Annotated in this window: 14 protein-coding genes; 9 read left to right on the top strand and 5 right to left on the bottom strand. The window is 62.4% G+C overall.

What is annotated here, in order from left to right; all coding sequences use genetic code 11:
* Positions 1–95: 95 nt before the first annotated feature.
* Positions 96–362 (bottom strand): SEL1-like repeat protein, encoded by a 267-nt coding sequence (locus CIT25_RS21935; RefSeq protein WP_027152750.1) that lies wholly within the window; start codon positions 360–362, stop codon positions 96–98.
* A gap of 468 nt (positions 363–830) precedes the next feature.
* Here CIT25_RS21935 and CIT25_RS21925 point away from each other — a divergent pair, with 468 nt between their 5' ends.
* The 5 genes from CIT25_RS21925 to CIT25_RS21910 all read left to right on the top strand — a co-directional run bounded on the left by CIT25_RS21925 (position 831) and on the right by CIT25_RS21910 (position 4671).
* Complete coding sequence (locus CIT25_RS21925) at positions 831–1175, top strand: DUF2147 domain-containing protein (RefSeq protein WP_095486572.1); 345 nt, start codon at positions 831–833, stop codon at positions 1173–1175.
* A 319-nt stretch (positions 1176–1494) separates the two neighbouring features.
* Positions 1495–1647: a hypothetical protein gene (locus CIT25_RS36925; protein ID WP_164759165.1), complete on the top strand. Its 153-nt coding sequence runs from the start codon at positions 1495–1497 to the stop codon at positions 1645–1647.
* A gap of 35 nt (positions 1648–1682) precedes the next feature.
* Complete coding sequence (locus CIT25_RS21920; RefSeq protein WP_095486571.1) at positions 1683–1877, top strand: hypothetical protein; 195 nt, start codon at positions 1683–1685, stop codon at positions 1875–1877.
* A 172-nt stretch (positions 1878–2049) separates the two neighbouring features.
* On the top strand, positions 2050–3510 hold the full coding sequence (locus tag CIT25_RS21915; RefSeq protein WP_245329932.1) for an AMP nucleosidase: 1461 nt from the start codon (positions 2050–2052) through the stop codon (positions 3508–3510).
* Between the two features lie 102 nt (positions 3511–3612).
* The gene (locus tag CIT25_RS21910) at positions 3613–4671 is read left to right on the top strand and encodes an endonuclease/exonuclease/phosphatase family protein (protein ID WP_095486570.1); all 1059 of its coding nucleotides are present in this window, start codon (positions 3613–3615) and stop codon (positions 4669–4671) included.
* Between the two features lie 4 nt (positions 4672–4675).
* Here CIT25_RS21910 and CIT25_RS21905 read toward each other — a convergent pair whose 3' ends face one another.
* Both CIT25_RS21905 and CIT25_RS21900 read right to left on the bottom strand, forming a co-directional pair.
* Positions 4676–5278 carry a DUF922 domain-containing protein gene (locus tag CIT25_RS21905; RefSeq protein ID WP_095486628.1) on the bottom strand — a complete coding sequence of 201 codons (603 nt, stop codon included), beginning with the start codon at positions 5276–5278 and terminating at the stop codon, positions 4676–4678.
* 142 nt (positions 5279–5420) lie between these two features.
* The gene (locus CIT25_RS21900; RefSeq protein ID WP_095486569.1) at positions 5421–7100 is read right to left on the bottom strand and encodes an electron transfer flavoprotein-ubiquinone oxidoreductase; all 1680 of its coding nucleotides are present in this window, start codon (positions 7098–7100) and stop codon (positions 5421–5423) included.
* Between the two features lie 350 nt (positions 7101–7450).
* Between CIT25_RS21900 and CIT25_RS21895 the strand changes: the two genes are divergently transcribed.
* The 3 genes from CIT25_RS21895 to CIT25_RS21885 are packed head-to-tail and all read left to right on the top strand — an operon-like array spanning position 7451 to position 9892.
* Positions 7451–8095, top strand: coding sequence for a hypothetical protein (locus CIT25_RS21895; protein WP_095486568.1), 645 nt, complete (start codon positions 7451–7453; stop codon positions 8093–8095).
* Between the two features lie 37 nt (positions 8096–8132).
* Complete coding sequence (locus tag CIT25_RS21890) at positions 8133–9023, top strand: uracil-DNA glycosylase (protein ID WP_095486567.1); 891 nt, start codon at positions 8133–8135, stop codon at positions 9021–9023.
* A 56-nt stretch (positions 9024–9079) separates the two neighbouring features.
* The gene (locus CIT25_RS21885; RefSeq protein WP_095486566.1) at positions 9080–9892 is read left to right on the top strand and encodes a helix-turn-helix domain-containing protein; all 813 of its coding nucleotides are present in this window, start codon (positions 9080–9082) and stop codon (positions 9890–9892) included.
* Here CIT25_RS21885 and CIT25_RS21880 read toward each other — a convergent pair whose 3' ends face one another.
* Together CIT25_RS21880 and CIT25_RS21875 are read right to left on the bottom strand one after the other, a co-directional pair.
* Positions 9893–10795, bottom strand: coding sequence for a DMT family transporter (locus CIT25_RS21880; RefSeq protein ID WP_095486565.1), 903 nt, complete (start codon positions 10793–10795; stop codon positions 9893–9895).
* Between the two features lie 44 nt (positions 10796–10839).
* Positions 10840–13146, bottom strand: a complete 2307-nt coding sequence (locus CIT25_RS21875; protein ID WP_095486564.1) for a xanthine dehydrogenase family protein molybdopterin-binding subunit — start codon at positions 13144–13146, stop codon at positions 10840–10842.
* 152 nt (positions 13147–13298) lie between these two features.
* Between CIT25_RS21875 and pepN the strand changes: the two genes are divergently transcribed.
* Positions 13299–15944, top strand: coding sequence for an aminopeptidase N (pepN, locus tag CIT25_RS21870; protein WP_095486563.1), 2646 nt, complete (start codon positions 13299–13301; stop codon positions 15942–15944).
* Positions 15945–16278 lie beyond the last annotated feature (334 nt).

Below are 16278 nucleotides of genomic sequence, written 5' to 3'. Positions count from 1 at the left end.
CCGGTCCGGCCGTCTTGCGCGGCCTCGACCTGAAGCGTCCCTGTCGGTGATCTCAATGCCTGATGAACTCAGGGCCCGATGAACTCAGGGCCAACTTAGTGCATCGTCATCCATTCGCGGGCTTCACGCAGCGCCCTGGCGATCTCGACCTTCGACATGGCGGCCGACAATTCCGAGCGCAGTTCCGCGGCGCGGACCGAGCCCTTGATCGCAGCGATGTTGAACCATTTGTGGGCGGCGACGACATCGGTCTCGCAATCGCGGCCGGTCGCATACATCATGCCCAGTTCGAAAAGAATGTCGGCCTGGGCAGTTGCCCCCATGGCGCCGAAGCCGGCTTCAGGCATTTCAAAACGTGCCATTTCAATCCCCTGTTCTAGCCCCTGTCAGGCTCCCGAGAGCTGCCTCCTTCTGTCCCTTGGTATCTGTTGATAACCCTTGGGGCGGCCGCTCTTTCGATGCTTTCGAGAATGAACCGGAGGCTTGAATCCGTCGTTAAGTGGCGTGCTTAATTTGAGGAAAACAAAGCTAAAACAAGAGGTAAACGCGGGAATTCGTTAAGGATGCAAAGCCAGCAATTTCGCCGGTTTGGGCTAAATTTGACGAAAATTTGCGAGGCGCAAATCAAGACTCCGCTAACCACGGGAGACAAAGCCAGCATACCCGTCGTTTCATTTTTCGCCGACGAGACCGTCTCGGGCGGCCAGAAAATCCTGAAGTCTTCCCCAGCGGCACCGCTTTTGTTTTGCCGGGAGGTGGATTAGCTTACGTTTGCGTAAAGGGCAGACCGGCGGGCGGAACATCCGACCGGAAGCCCACAGGGAGGAAACATGTTTCGCAAAATCAGCATGGCCCTTGCGGCCACATTGATCATGGCCGGCACGGCTTGGGCCGATCCGATCGAAGGCAACTGGAAAACGCAAGCCGGTTCGACTGCCGCCATTGCTGGCGGCGGCGGCGCATTTTCCATCACGCTCAAATCAGGCAAGTTTGCCGGCAAGCGCATCGGTTCGTTCAAGGTGTCCGGCGCCGACAAATATACGGGCACCATAACCGACCCGGAAACCGACAAGACCTATTCAGGCAAGGCCTCGGTCTCAGGCGCCTCGCTCAAGATGAGCGGCTGCGTGCTCGGCGGACTGATCTGCAGGAGCCAGACCTGGCACAAGCTCTGATCGTTTCCGCTGCCACAAATTTGAAAACGGGGCCGCGAAGGCCCCGTTTTTGCTTTCGCCGTCTGTTTGGGACGGATCGATCGTGCGAGCCGCGCGCCTTCTGCACTTAACAGCAATTTTTGCGCGTCCTTCATCCGTATCACCAGCAAGATCGGGAACAGCAGCAAGACTGCGGCGACGCTCGTGGCCGGCGACGGCGCGGTGGGCGGCGGGCACTCAACACCCCGTCAATGAATTTGAACCGCGGATGAACGCTGGCATCAGAGCCGGTTCAGTCGGGCTCGGGCATTTTCGTGCGTATTGAAGGAGACACCACGCAATGCTCGCTCGCCGCTTCACCATCGTCTGCCTGCTGCTGAGCCTGTTCGGAATGTTGTTCGCCATCCTCGTCGCCGAGGCAGGCCGTCCGGCCCGCTCCCGGGACCAGGCCAATTCCTGCCGGTTCGGTTGCGTGAACCATTTTCGCCCCTGAACCGACAAAGACCTCGAGAGACAAAAGCAAAAGCCATGAACCGCATCGTCGCCAACGCCCTGAAAACCCTTCGACTCCTGCCTCGGGCGGCGCTTATCCTGGCCGTGCTTTCGGCACCGGTTCTGGCCGTGCCCTCGATGCGCGCCGATGCCGGATCGACGATCGAAGCGCCGGCGTTGAAGAAGAACGGCGTCGGCTTTGTGCTGTTGATCAGCCTGCGGCGTGGTTAGAGCCAATCCACCTTCATCGAAATCCCAATCGACCTTCATCGAAATCACTGAAAAAGAAAAAACGATGTTTTGGCCGCGTTCAAGGCGGCATACCCCTCCCAACCGCATGGCCAAGCCTCTATATTGGGTCATGGAAAAGCGAATCTATCCCCAAGCCATAGACTCAGTCGTGATGCCGGAGCCGTTTGGCCGGCAGAGCTTCAATGATGCCGGAAAGGCCGTCGCGGCCTTGCAGGTCCTTTACGACCGCAACACCAAATTCCTGCGCGATTCGTTTACGGCGCTCGCTGCAGGCGGCGACAACAACAAGCGCTACCGGGCCTTCTATCCCGAGGTCGGCGTCACCACGACTTCGTTCACCCAGATCGACTCGCGGCAGGCATACGGCCATATGCCGACGCCTGGGCATTTCTCGACCACCATCACCCAGCCTGCCCTTTTCGAACGCTATCTCACCGAACAGCTTAGCCTGATCATGCGCAATCACGGCGTTCCAGTCACGGTTTCGGAATCGACGACGCCCATCCCGCTGCATTTCGCGTTCCTGGAAGGCTCCCATGTCGACGGCACCGCAGCCGAGCGCATCAGGCGGCCGATCCGTGACCTGTTCGACGTGCCGGATCTCGACGGCACCGACGACCAGATTGCCAACGGCACGTTCGAAGTGGCGTTAGGCGAAGCCAGGCCACTGGCGGCGTTCACGGCGCAACGCATCGACTATTCGCTGCACCGGATGTCGCACTACACGGCGACCAGTCCCCAGCATTTCCAGAATTTCGTGCTGTTCACCAACTACCAGTTCTATATCGACGAGTTCGTCGCCCGTGCGCATGAGCTGATGGCGAAGGGCGGCGGCGGATATGTCGAATTCGTCGAGCCGGGAAACGTCGTCACCAAGGCTGGGCAAAACGCGCCTGGCGCTGGGGTGGCGCCGCCGCGCCTGCCGCAGATGCCGGCCTATCATCTGAAGAAGCCGAACCATGGCGGCATCACCATGGTCAATATCGGTGTCGGCCCCTCCAACGCCAAGACTATCACCGACCACATTGCGGTGCTCAGGCCGCATGCCTGGGTGATGCTCGGCCATTGCGCCGGCCTGCGCAACACCCAGGCGCTGGGCGACTATGTGCTGGCGCACGCCTATGTGCGGGAAGACCATGTTCTGGACGATGACCTTCCGGTCTGGGTGCCGATCCCGCCGCTGGCTGAAATCCAGGTGGCGCTGCAAGAGGCGGTCGCCGAAGTCACCGGCCTTTCCGGCTACGACCTCAAACGTATCATGCGCACCGGCACCGTCGCCACCATCGACAACCGCAACTGGGAGCTGCGCGACCAGCGTGGGCCGGTGCAGCGGCTGTCGCAGTCACGAGCGATCGCGCTCGACATGGAATCGGCGACGATCGCAGCCAATGGTTTCCGTTTCCGCGTGCCCTACGGCACCCTGCTTTGCGTCTCCGACAAGCCCCTGCATGGCGAATTGAAGCTGCCTGGCATGGCGACCGAGTTCTACAAGCGGCAGGTGGCACAGCATTTGACCATCGGCATCAGGGCGATGGAAAAGCTGGCCGAGATGCCGATGGAACGGTTGCATTCGCGCAAGCTCAGAAGCTTTTCGGAAACGGCGTTCCAGTAGGACCGATCGGCTTCATCGGCCTGAGCATGGCCGGCATGATAACATCGCGGCAGGGCATTTCGTCATCTTGATTGGCTGCATTTCTGCCGATAAGCAAAGTAGATGGCACGCGTTCGAAACATGATGGCGTCGGTGGCATTCGTCGCAATGCTCGGCTGCTCGGTTGCGCTGGTGGCCGGGTTTTTCGGAACGCTGCATCCGGCCTTCGATTCCTTCGCCCATTTCCGCGTCCATCTTGCCGTGCTGATGGCGCTTTGCGCGCTGCCGCTGCTCGTGACTTCATTTCGCCTGCAGGCGGCCACAGCGCTGCTCTTTGCCGTGGCTGCCTTTGCCACCACGTCGAACGCGCTGCCCGTGCCCCGCCTATGGCCGGTCCAGGCAGCCTACGAAGTTAACCCCGGTGACCAGACGGTCTACCCCGATGACCAGCCGGTCTATCGCCTGCTGCAGATGAACCTGCGGTTCAACAATCCGACGCCGAAGAAAGTGCTGTCGCTGATCGGCCGGACCAATCCGGACGTGATCGCTCTCGATGAAGTGTCGGAGATGTGGACGACCGAGCTTGGCTATATTGCCAGCGCCTACCCCTACCGGATCCTCTGCCCCTACCCCAATGGCGTGTTCGGCGTTGCGCTGCTGTCCAGACGACCGTTTGCCGCCGGTACGCAACCGCGCTGCGACAGGCGCGGTGCGATGGCCATCGCGACGGTCGATTTCGGCGGAACCGACTTCGACGTCGCCGCCATGCACCTCACCTGGCCATGGCCGCGCAACCAATCACGGCAGATCGGCGGATTGTCGGAGGAACTCGCCTCGCTTGGCGAGACGTCGATCCTAGCATGCGATTGCAACGCAGTGCCGTGGAGTGCCGCCGTCCGGCGCGTCGCAGATCTTGGCAAGCTGACAGTGGTGCCTTCGCCGGGGCCGACCTGGCTCTATATCAAGCTGCCGGATTTCCTGCGCTTCGCCGGATTGCCGATCGACCAGGTTTTCAGCAAGGGCGCGGTTCTCATCCATTCGGTGTCGAGGCTGGAAGGCACAGGCTCCGACCATCTTCCGGTGATGGTGGAATTCTCGCTTAGGCCGGAAGAGAAAAAGCCGGTCGACGAAGATGAAACCGCGACCGCTTCCGTGACACAGAACGGCAAGTTTCGAAGCTGAGCGCCTACTGCTTGCGCAGGGCACCAACGAGGTGCTCGACATGGCCGCCGTCGCGATGCTCGCGCGCGTCGAAGGCGTTCTGTTTCGCCTCGTATTCGGCATAGACGGCCTTGATCCGGCGCCTCGCCTCGCGGTGCGTCTTGCTGCACAACCAGTTGTCGGCGAACTCCAATCCAGTGATCGATTTCTCGGTGGCCCGCATCATTGTCCTGGCGATGCGGCCGTGGCTATGCTCGTGGGCACGAACGCCCGCGAAAAACCGCTTCCAGCGCTTCTGAAGCGCCGGCGTCGCGGCTGAGGCCATGCGGGGCAAGGTGTAGGTGAGATCGAGTGTCCCATTGGCCTGCCGCAGATGGCAGACACCACCCTCCCTGCGAACCTCAAGGTCCCAATTTACGGTATAGGCGGTCAGCGCGATGGCGTGTGTCATGAAGCCGTGCCTCTTTGGACCCTTGCGGTCCATGGCCTCGATCAGGGCGGCGCCCGTGGTTCCTGATATGTCGTAGGTCCGGGTCTTGACCAGCACCTTCGTGTCAGCCGATGCCGATGGTGCGAAGCCGCACAAGGCGCCAATCGCTGCAAGGCACGTCAGGACCGCCACGCGCATGGTCATCTCTCCGGGTTAGAAAGGAAGGGAACCACAAGCGCCGCGCCGCTTCAACGTTTTTTAGAGGCCGCAAATGTAGCGGGCCTCACCGACTGACGGTCGAGACCGACGCGGCGATTCTGGCGGACTGCCGTTTGATAAGCTACATGTTCTGGTAGACAGGTCCCTCGCCACCTTGTGGCGGGACCCAGGTTATGTTTCGGTTCGGGTCCTTGATGTCGCAAGTCTTGCAGTGGACGCAATTCTGCGCGTTGATGACGAAGCGCACGTCCTTCGCCTCGGGATCGGCGGCGGCGTTGCCATCCTTGTCGACCCATTCGTAGACGCTGGCCGGGCAGTAGCGTGTCGAGGGCCCAGCAAAGACATCGTGCTCGGAACGCTGCTGCAGATCCATATCCGCGACCAGCAGGTGGACAGGCTCGTTTTCCTCGTGGTTGGTGTTGGAGAGAAACACCGACGACAGGCGGTCGAAGGTGAGCACGCCGTCCGGCTTCGGATAGACGATCTTCTTATGCTTGGCGGCCGGTTCCAGCGTCGCATAGTCGGCGTTGCCGTGCTTCAGCGTGCCGAAGGGCGAAAAGCCGAACAGCGTGTTCAGCCACATGTCGAGGCCGCCAATGCCGACGCCGACGACGGTGCCGAAGCGCGACCACAATGGCTTGACGTTGCGCACCTTCTTCAAATCCTTGCCGATGTCGGTCGCCCGCCATGCCGCCTCGTAAGAAGCCAGTTCGTCATTGCCGCGACCGGCGCCGATCGCCTCGGCGACATGCTCGGCCGCCAGCATTCCTGAGAGCACGGCATTGTGCGATCCTTTAATGCGCGGCACGTTGACGAAGCCGGCGGCACACCCGATCAGCGCGCCCCCGGGGAAGGACAGTTTCGGCACCGACTGCCAGCCGCCCTCGGTGATGGCGCGGGCGCCATAGCCCAGCCGCTTGCCGCCCTCGAATGTGCCCTTGATCGCCGGATGGGTCTTGAAGCGCTGGAACTCGTCGAACGGCGACAGATAGGGGTTCTTGTAGTTGAGGTGGACGACGAAGCCGACCGCCACCTGGTTGTCCTCCAGATGGTAGAGGAAGGAGCCGCCGCCGGTCTTCATGTCGAGCGGCCAGCCGAAGGAGTGCTGGACAAGGCCTGGCCGGTGGTTCTCCGGCTTGACCTGCCAGAGCTCCTTGAGGCCGATGCCATATTTGCCGGGCTCGCGGCCGTCGGAAAGATGGTATTTGGCGATCAGTTGCTTGGCCAGCGAGCCGCGCGCGCCCTCGCCGATCAGCACATATTTGCCCATCAGCGCCATGCCCGGCGCGAAGCCCGGGCCATGCGTGCCGTCCTTCTCGACGCCCATATCGCCGGTGACGACGCCGGTAACCGCGCCCTCGTCACTGTAAATGAGGTCCACGGCGGCAAAGCCCGGATAGACCTCGACGCCCAGCGCCTCGGCCTTGGTCGCCAGCCAGCGGCAGACATTGCCGAGGGAAACGATGTAGTTGCCATGATTGTTCATCAGCGGCGGCATCAGGATGTTGGGCAGACGGAACGAACCGGCGGGGCCGAGGACCAGGAAATGGTCTGCCGTCACCGGCGTCTTGAAAGGATGACCCTCCTCCTCGCGCCAGCCCGGCAACAACCGGTCGATGCCGATCGGGTCGACGACGGCGCCGGAAAGGATGTGGGCGCCGACTTCGCCACCCTTTTCCAGAACGACGACGGAAAGCTCGGGATTGACCTGCTTGAGACGGATCGCGGCGGCGAGGCCGGCCGGACCGGCGCCGACGACGACCACGTCGAATTCCATGCTTTCGCGTTCGATATCGCTCATCAACCCCTCACTGCCCAGAGTGCCGCGCGCCCATTGGACGCGCAAAGGACACTCTGGCAACTTTTATTTTCGCATGATCCTTTCCAAAAAGTGATTTCACTTTTTGGGGTCATGCGAGCGCATTTGCGCATCTTGCTGGCTTATCCGCTGCATAGCGCATCAATTCGCGACGCGAAACCGGCGCTGACGTGACAATGCCGATTTCGTCAAAAAGTCGCGCATCGTACTACAAAATCGCGATTTGGGGTCCACCCGAACATCGATCTGGGCCAGGCTCATTTCCAAAAGAGAGCCGTCGCCCTCACGTTTTTAATTGTTCGACGGCTTGCTTATCGTCCATACTTCGCGCCATGCGCATATACGGGCCGACTGGCTTTTCATCGACGCGCTTTTTTTCCTCGCCCGGACGGATTTGCCGGGCGCTCGTTTTGGCCCCTTTGCCGCTGGCGCCCATTGGCGCACATGCCGAGCCGCAAAGGGTCTGGGCGGCCGGAGCCTACTCCTTTTCCGACGAGCTCGGCGGCTTCCGCATCACCAGCGCCTCGGGCGTCGGGACAAAGGAGGACCCGCTTGTCATCACCGAAGAGCTGAATTCGGCAACGCCGGTGACACTGACTATCCGCACGACAAAGCCGATCCAGCCGTTCGGCACCGCGGGCCAATTTGCCAACGGCCTCATGTATATGCGCATCGACGTGCTCAACAACAGCGGCCAGGCCTGGGTCGAGTTCCAGTTCGAGCTCCAGGAGGTGCTCCACCGGCCGAGCGTGTTCGGCGACGGCCTGTCATTCGACCAGCGCAACAAGACGCCTGACAACATCTGGTCGAGCAGCTTTGCCGATTTCGATCGCGACTTCGAACCCTATGACCGGCTGCTGTTCAAGAGCGGCAAGATCGACCCGCTGAAGACAGCAAAATTCGATTACCTGATCACCGACTACACACCGCGCTGGACGTTCTATCTGGTGCAGGATCCCCGTATACCGTCGAGCTGAACTTGCAAATTCCTGCCGCGCGGCCGAATGTGAAGGCATGACTGCCGTTCCCCGAGACAACCGACCTGATATCGCCGACCTTTTGACCTTCTACGCCAGCGCGGGCGTCGATGAAGCGCTCGAAGACGAGCCGGTGAACAGGTTTGCCGAGGCTGCGTCAAAGCCACCTGGGCGGGCGCCAGCGACGGTTACGCCGCCAACTGGTGAAAAAGGCGCCGCACTGCCACGCTCGACCAGCGTCTCACGCGCCGAAATGGGCGAAAGGCAAGCTGCGGCACCGGCGGTGCGCGCGCCGTCGGGCACAGCGACGGTGCCCGACGAAGCGCAAGCGGCATTGGCGCGCCAGTTGGCAATGACGGCCGCAACCCTGGAGGAACTTCGCCAGCACATGGCGGCGTTCGACGGCTGCAATCTCAAATACACCGCCAAGAACCTGGTGTTCGCCGACGGCAATCCGAATGCCGCTGTCATGCTGGTCGGCGAGGCGCCCGGCCGCGACGAGGACATAGAGGGATTGCCGTTCGTCGGCCGCTCGGGCCGGCTGCTCGACCGAATGCTGGCTGCGATCGGCCTCGACCGCACATCGGCCTACATCGCCAATGTCATCCCCTGGCGGCCGCCGGGCAACCGCACGCCGACACCGCACGAGACCGAGATTTGCCGGCCGTTCATCGAACGGCAGATCGAGTTGGTCAATCCGAAGGTGCTGGTCAACCTGGGCGGCCCTTCGGCAAAGACCCTCCTCAACACCACCGAGGGCATCCTACGGCTACGCGGCAATTGGCGCGTCCACACGACCGCCTCCGGCATTGCCATTCCCGCCATGCCGACCCTTCACCCGGCCTATCTCTTGAGAACCCCCGCGCACAAGAAGCTGGCGTGGCGGGATTTCCTTGAGGTGAAGGCGAAACTGCGGGCGCTGGGTTGACGCCATAACCTGCCAGGTAATTGAAATGCATCCGCTAGCGGCCTAGTCATGCGCTCATGACAGCAACCCAGACCTCCGCCGGCAGCCTCATTCGCGAATGGCGCACGCGCCGGCGCATGAGCCAACTCGATCTCGCCATGGAAGCCGAAATCTCACAGCGGCATCTGAGCTTCGTGGAGAGCGGTCGCGCGGCACCTTCGCGCGACATGGTGCTGCATCTGGCCGAGCAGCTCTCGATCCCGCTGAGGCAGCGCAACCAGCTCCTGCTGGCCGCGGGTTTTGCCCCTAGCTTCAGCGAGCGCTCGCTCACCGATGCCTCGCTGGCGCCGGCGATGGCGGCCGTCGAGATCGTGCTCAAGGGGCACGAACCCTTCCCAGCGCTCGCTGTCGACCGGCACTGGAACCTGGTGTCGGCGAATGCCGCCATCGGCCCGTTCCTGGCCAATGTCGCCGAGCCCTCCTTGCTGAAGCCCCCGGTCAACGTGCTGCGACTCAGCCTGCACCCGGGTGGCGTCGCGCCGCGCATCGTCAACCTCGCCGAATGGCGCGCGCACCTTCTCGACCGGCTGAAACACCAGAACGACGCCTCAGGCGACCCGGTCCTGGTCGAACTGGAACGCGAGCTTCGGACCTATCCGTCCGGCCTGAACGGCGCACGACCGGTGCCGGTCGAGCCGAACGCGATCGTGCACCCGCTGCGGCTTGCCCATGGCGATGCTGTGCTGTCGTTCATCAGCACGATCACCGTGTTCGGCACGCCGCTCGACGTGACGCTGTCGGAACTGGCGATCGAATCCTTTTTCCCTGCCGATGAGCAGACAAGGACGGTGCTGGTGCGATTGGCGAAGGATCGGGCCGAGCCGTTCTGATCATCCTTGCGGCGGGGTCGCCTGTCGGGTGCGCGCACGTTCGAGGCCAAGCTGGCGCTCGCGCCAGATGATAAAGATGCCGGCGGCAACGACGATCAGGCCGCCGATGAGCATATGAACCGTCGGGACGTCGCCGAAAGCAAGATAGCCGACGGCTATGCCGAGTATCATAGACGTGTACTCGAAGGGCGCCACGACCGAGGCCTCAGCATGGCGATAGGCTGCCGTCATCAGTATCTGAGCGACCCCGCCGCAAAAGCCTGACACAACCAGAAGGCCTGCCTGCATCGGTGTCAGCGCCTGCCAGCCGAACGGCAGCGAAAGCAACGCCAGGACGCTCGCCGTCACCGAAAACCACAGCACGATGGTTGCCGTCGGCTCGCTCTGGACGAGATTGCGCACCAGCAGCATGGCTACGGCCGAGATCGCGGCCGCGACCAGGGCGGCGATGACGCCGAGCACCTCCTGATCGCCGAGTGCTGCGCCCGAGCTCAGCAGGGTCAGTTCCGGCCATGAGATGACCAGCACGCCGACCAATCCGACCGCAACCGCGCTCCAGCGATAGACGCGGATCGCTTCGCCGAGGAAGATCGAACTGAACACCACCACCAGCAGCGGCTGTGCGTAGTTCAGCGTGATCGCCTCGGGCAGCGGCAGACGCGTCAGCGCGAAAAAGCCGAGGCCCATGGCGCAGACGCCAACAACGCCGCGCGCAATGTGGTTGAGCGGGCGTTTGGTGGAAAATGCGGTGCCAAGCTTCCCCTGGAAGGCCAGGAAGATGATGATAGGAAAGATGGCGAAGAAGGAGCGGAAGAAGACGATCTGGCCCGCCGGTACGGTGCCCGCCGCCTTGATGCAGGACGACATGCCGACAAAGACCGCCACCGACACGATCTTGAGCATGATCCCGGTCAGCGTGTTGTGTCCGCCGGGATGATCTGTAGGGCTCACTTAGCAGTTGCTTCCTGGATCGCTGCCCAGATGCGCGCCGGCGTTGCCGGCATGTCGATGTGCCTGATGCCGTAGGCGCGATACAGCGCATCCGTCACCGCGTTGAGCGCGGCCGGCGTCGCTCCGATCGTGCCGGCCTCGCCGGCCCCCTTGATGCCGAGCGCATTGGTGGTCGATGGCACATTGCGGGTCTCGAAATGGAAGAACGGTAAATCGTCGGCGCGCGGCATGGCGTAATCCATGAAGCTCGCCGTCAACAGCTGCCCGTCCTCGTCATAGACCGTGTTCTCGGTCAGCGCCTGGCCGATGCCCTGGACGACGCCGCCATGCACCTGGCCAGCCAGCAGGATCGGGTTCACGGTGACGCCGAAATCGTCGACGGTCGTATAGCGAACAATCTCCGTCGTGCCGGTGTCGGGATCGATCTCGGCCTCGCAGATGTGGGTGCCGTTCGGATAGGTGCATTCGTCCTGCACGAACTCGCCAAAGCCTTTGAGATCGTCCGGGTTCTTGGCGGCCTTGGCGACGCTCGAAAAATCGATCGTGCGGTCGGTGCCGACGATTCGGGCGACGCCGTTGGACAATTCGATATCGCCGGCCGAGGCTTCCAGTTCATCCGCGGCGATGCGCTTGATCTTGTTGGCCAGATCCTCACCCGCGCGAGAAGCTGATACACCGCCAAGAGGGATCGAGCGCGAGCCGCCAGTGCCGCCGCCGGCCTTCAGCTCGTCGGTGTCGCCTTGGCGGACCTGGATCTTGTCGATATCGAGATGAAGCTTTTCCGAGAGGAATTGCGCATAGGCGGTCGCATGTCCCTGCCCGTTGGTCTGGGTGCCGATCTTCAGCGTCACCGTGCCGTCGCCGTTCAGTTCGACAAAGGCCGGCTCAGAGCCCGGAAACGCACAGGCCTCGATATAGGTCGCCATGCCGATGCCGCGGATCTTTCCTTCAGCCTTCGACTGCGCCAGCCGTTCCGGGAACGCCTGCCACTCCGCCTGTTCGATGGCGCGGTCCATATGGCCTGCGAATTCGCCGGTATCATAAAGGCGGTCGGTCTGGGTGCGATAGGGAAACTGCGCAGGCCGAATGAAATTGCGCCGGCGGATCTCTTCGACGGGAAGGCTGAGATCGTGGGCGCAGGCGTCGACGAGCTTTTCCAGCAGGAATGCCGCTTCCGGGCGGCCGGCGCCGCGATAAGCATCGACCGGGCAGGTATTGGTGTAAAGGCCGGTCACCGAAACATCGAGCGCCTGGATATCGTAGACGCCGGTCGACATGGTGACGCCGATATAGGGGATGAACGGGCCGTATTGCGAGATGTAAGCGCCGATATTGGCGAGGAGATCGACCCTCATGCCGAGGAAGCGGCCGTCCTTGTCCATCGCCATCTCGGCGGTCACGACATTGTCGCGGCCTTGCGCATCGGTGAGGAAATGCTCGGTGCGGTCGCCGGCCCATTTGACCGGGCGGCCAAGACGCTTGGCAGCCTCGAGCACCAGCGGATGCTCGCGATAGACGAAGCTTTTCGGTCCGAAGCCGCCGCCGACATCCGGCGTGATGACGCGCAGCTGGTTCTTCTTGATCTTGAACACATCGGCCAGGATGTACTGCATCGAATGCACGCCCTGCGAGCCCGTGGTCAGCACGAAGCGGTTCTCTTGCGTGCTCCACTCGCCGATCGCCGAGCGCGGCTCCAAGTAGTTGCAGACCAGCCGGTTGTTGATGAATTCGATGCGAGTGACATGCGCCGCCCCGGCGAATGCTGCCGCGGTCTTCGCCTTGTCGCCGATGTGATAGCTGAAGGCGCGGTTGGAGCCGAGTTCCGGCCAAACCAGCGGCGTGCCTTCGTCAAGCGCCGTGGCGGTGCCGGAGGCGGCATCCTCGCCCTCGTAATCGACCTCGATCAATTCGGCCGCGTCCTGCGCCAGCGCGCGGCTGTCGGCGACGACGAATGCGACGGCGTCGCCGACATAATTGACCCGGTCGCGGCAAAGGACCGGAATGTCGCGGGTCGGCGCCTTGGTGCCGTCCGGCTGCCTCTGCATGACGCCGGATTTCAGCTTGCCGAGATGAGCAAGATCCGCACCGGTCAGCACCAGATGGACGCCAGGTGCCGCCTTGGCCGCCTCGGTCGAACCGATGGTGAAGCTTGCCTTGGCCACCGGCGAGCGCAGGACGTAGCCGTGCAGGAGGCCGGCCGGCTGGATGTCGTCCGTATAGCGACCGAGACCTTTGAGGAAGGCCTGGTCCTCGCGACGCAGCACAGATGCGCCCATGCCGAATTTCGGTGTGACCACGGTCATGGATACCTCGCGATGATGTGGAGAACGAGTGCCTGAAATAGGCATTGCGCCAGTTTTGTCGAGTGACGGTTTCGTGTAAAGAGCGCGGGCTTCAAATTTTTAGACCAGCGGACCCACTTGCCGCTGCGGGAATCGACAGGAAACCCCACCGAATGCGCACTGACACCGGCCAGGTCTTCAAGCTCGAAGACTATCGCCCCAACGACTATCTCATTCCGGAAACCAGCCTGACTTTCCGCCTGTCGCCAGAAGCCACGCGCGTCACCGCCGAACTGACGGTCGAACGCCGCGACGGCGTGGCGGCGTCAGTGCCACTGGTGCTGGATGGCGATGGCCTGACGCTCAGCCGCATCGCAATCGACGGCCGGACACTCGCGCCGATGGATTTTTTTGCCACGCCCGATCAGCTGACGATCACCACGCCGCCCGCAGCACCCCGCTTCCAGCTCCTGATCGAAACCGAGCTAGCGCCGGCACACAACGAAGCCCTGATGGGCCTCTATCGCTCCAGCAACGTCTATTGCACGCAATGCGAGGCCGAGGGCTTTCGGCGCATCACTTATTTTCTCGATCGCCCCGATATCCTGTCCGTCTATACGGTGCGCATCGAGGCGCGGCGCCACGAGGCGCCACTGCTTCTTTCCAACGGCAACCCGGCGGGCAGCGGCGAACTTGCCGACGGCTGGCACTATGCGGTCTGGCACGACCCCTTCCCCAAGCCGTCCTATCTATTCGCACTGGTGGCGGGCGCGCTCGGCAAAGTCGCAGACAGCTTCATCACGCTATCCGGTCGCAAGGTCGATCTCGGCATCTATGTCGAGCCGGGCAAGGAGCCGCTCGCCGGCTACGCCATGGACGCCCTGAAGCGGTCGATGAAATGGGACGAGGAGGCGTTCGGCCGCGAATACGACCTCGACGTTTTCAACATCGTCGCGGTGTCCGACTTCAATATGGGCGCGATGGAGAACAAGGGCCTCAACATCTTCAACGACAAATATGTGCTGGCCGACCAGGAGACCGCCACGGATGCCGATTTCGCCAATATCGAGGCGATCATCGCGCACGAGTATTTCCACAATTGGACTGGCAACAGAATCACTTGCCGCGACTGGTTCCAGCTTTGCCTGAAGGAAGGGCTGACGGTTTTTCGCGATCACGAATTCTCGGCCGACCAACGCTCGCGAGCGGTAAAACGCATTGCCGAAGTGCGCACGCTCAGGGCGCATCAGTTTCCCGAAGACCAGGGGCCGCTGGCGCATCCGGTGCGGCCGCGCCGCTACCGCGAGATCAACAATTTCTACACGGCGACGGTCTACGAAAAGGGCTCGGAAGTGGTGCGCATGATCCGCACCATTCTCGGCGCCGAGACGTTCCGGGCCGGCATGGACCTTTATTTCCAGCGCCATGACGGCGAGGCTGCGACGATCGAGGACTTCATCAAGGTGTTCGAGGATGTGTCCGGCCGCGACCTGTCGCAATTTTCGCTCTGGTACCATCAGGCGGGCACGCCCAATCTGACGATCAGTTCGACGCACAATGCGGCAGCCCAGGAATTCACGCTCGAGATCGAGCAGTCGGTGCCGCCGACGCCGTCCGAAAGCCGCAAGCGGCTGATGCACATTCCGCTGGCCTTCAGCCTGGTCGGCGCCGATTGCAAAGCGATAGCCTATAACGGCGTCGAGGGAGCTTCCGTCGAGGACGGCGTTATCCACATCCGCAAGCGCCGGCACATGGTGCGCTTCTCGGGCGTTGCCGAGCGCCCGGCCATGTCGCTCAACCGCGGCTTCTCGGCGCCGGTGACGCTTTCCGTCGAGCAGAAGGCCGACGATCAGTTCTTCCTTGCCGGCCATGACGACGATACCTTCTCGCGCTGGCAGGCGTTCAACACGCTTTTGACCGACTCCCTGATATCCGCCTTCCGCCAGGTCCTTGGCGGCAAGCAGCCCAATTTCGCATCACGGTTGACCGATCTTGCCGGCAAGATAGCCGGCGACGAGACACTTGAGCCGGCCTATCGAGCGCTGGCTCTGGCGCTTCCGAGCGAAGCCGATATCGCCCGTGACATCGGCAAGAACATCGACCCCGATGCCATCCTCTCGGCCCGCGAGGCGCTGACGGCCGCGATCGCCGAGACCAACAGCGAGATATTCTCCCGCCTCTACGATCGACTGGCCGACAAGGACGCTTTCAGTCCGGATGCGGCGAGCGCCGGGCGGCGGGCGCTGCGCAACATCCTGCTCGACTATCTCTCGCTGCTGCCGGGAAGCGCGGCGCTTGCGGCCCGGCATTTCCAGTCCGCGACCAATATGACGGACCGCGCCGCTGCATTGACCGTGCTTGCGCTCCGCCACAGGGGTTCGCCCGAGACGGTCAAGGCACTGGCTGACTTTGGAGCGAAATATGCGACCGATCCTCTGGTGATGGACAAGTGGTTCCAGATCCAGGCCAGCGTGCCAGGCCCGCAAACCATTCATGCGGTGCGCGCCCTGACCGGCCACCCGGCCTTCTCTATGGCCAACCCGAACCGGGTGCGCTCGCTTGTCGGCACGTTTTCCAGCGCCAACCAGACCGGCTTCCATCGCGCCGACGGCGAAGGCTACCGGTTTTTCGTCGAAACGGTCTTGCAGGTCGAAAAGCGCAACCCGCAGTTGGCCGCCAGGCTGGCGACGGCACTCAGATCATGGCGCTCGCTCGAACCTGCCCGGCAGGCCAAGGCAAGGGAAGCGCTGCTATCGATTGCCAATGTCGAGAACCTGTCGGCTGATTTGCGGGACATCGTCGAGCGCACTCTTGCGTGATCCCTCCCCCTTGAGGGTCCCTTGAGGGGAGGTTGGACAGCCGCCGAAGGCGGATGGACGGGTGGGGTCGCTGCGGCAGTGCGCGGCCTCGACCGATCCCACCTGCCTCGACCGTTGATTCAAAGATGGAGCGCTTCGCCGACGACCCCTCCCGGCCCTACGGGCCACCCGCCCCTCAAGGGGGAGGGAGATCGGCGGCTTTAGCCATTATTTTAGTCGATTTTTAATCTTTTTTCGCCGCGCCTCTGGACAAGGCGAATCACCTTTGATTCTTTAGCTGAAGATTCGGAAGTGCGGCGTCGCCGGATCGTCAAGCAGATTCAAAATCGGGGAG

The sequence above is a fragment of the Mesorhizobium mediterraneum genome, assembly GCF_002284565.1.
Classification (GTDB): domain Bacteria; phylum Pseudomonadota; class Alphaproteobacteria; order Rhizobiales; family Rhizobiaceae; genus Mesorhizobium; species Mesorhizobium mediterraneum.
Note: the sequence above shows the minus strand (reverse complement) of the source record. Positions and strands in the feature narration are given on the sequence as shown.

Bases quoted from the DNA above. Each gene is read 5' to 3' on its own strand.
- CIT25_RS21935 (WP_027152750.1), bottom strand. From the start codon at position 362: ATGGCACGTTTTGAAATGCCTGAAGCCGGCTTCGGCGCCATGGGGGCA.
- CIT25_RS21925 (WP_095486572.1), top strand. From the start codon at position 831: ATGTTTCGCAAAATCAGCATGGCCCTTGCGGCCACATTGATCATGGCC.
- CIT25_RS36925 (WP_164759165.1), top strand. From the start codon at position 1,495: ATGCTCGCTCGCCGCTTCACCATCGTCTGCCTGCTGCTGAGCCTGTTC.
- CIT25_RS21920 (WP_095486571.1), top strand. From the start codon at position 1,683: ATGAACCGCATCGTCGCCAACGCCCTGAAAACCCTTCGACTCCTGCCT.
- CIT25_RS21915 (WP_245329932.1), top strand. From the start codon at position 2,050: ATGCCGGAGCCGTTTGGCCGGCAGAGCTTCAATGATGCCGGAAAGGCC.
- CIT25_RS21910 (WP_095486570.1), top strand. From the start codon at position 3,613: ATGGCACGCGTTCGAAACATGATGGCGTCGGTGGCATTCGTCGCAATG.
- CIT25_RS21905 (WP_095486628.1), bottom strand. From the start codon at position 5,278: ATGCGCGTGGCGGTCCTGACGTGCCTTGCAGCGATTGGCGCCTTGTGC.
- CIT25_RS21900 (WP_095486569.1), bottom strand. From the start codon at position 7,100: ATGAGCGATATCGAACGCGAAAGCATGGAATTCGACGTGGTCGTCGTC.
- CIT25_RS21895 (WP_095486568.1), top strand. From the start codon at position 7,451: ATGCGCATATACGGGCCGACTGGCTTTTCATCGACGCGCTTTTTTTCC.
- CIT25_RS21890 (WP_095486567.1), top strand. From the start codon at position 8,133: ATGACTGCCGTTCCCCGAGACAACCGACCTGATATCGCCGACCTTTTG.
- CIT25_RS21885 (WP_095486566.1), top strand. From the start codon at position 9,080: ATGACAGCAACCCAGACCTCCGCCGGCAGCCTCATTCGCGAATGGCGC.
- CIT25_RS21880 (WP_095486565.1), bottom strand. From the start codon at position 10,795: ATGCTCAAGATCGTGTCGGTGGCGGTCTTTGTCGGCATGTCGTCCTGC.
- CIT25_RS21875 (WP_095486564.1), bottom strand. From the start codon at position 13,146: ATGACCGTGGTCACACCGAAATTCGGCATGGGCGCATCTGTGCTGCGT.
- pepN (WP_095486563.1), top strand. From the start codon at position 13,299: ATGCGCACTGACACCGGCCAGGTCTTCAAGCTCGAAGACTATCGCCCC.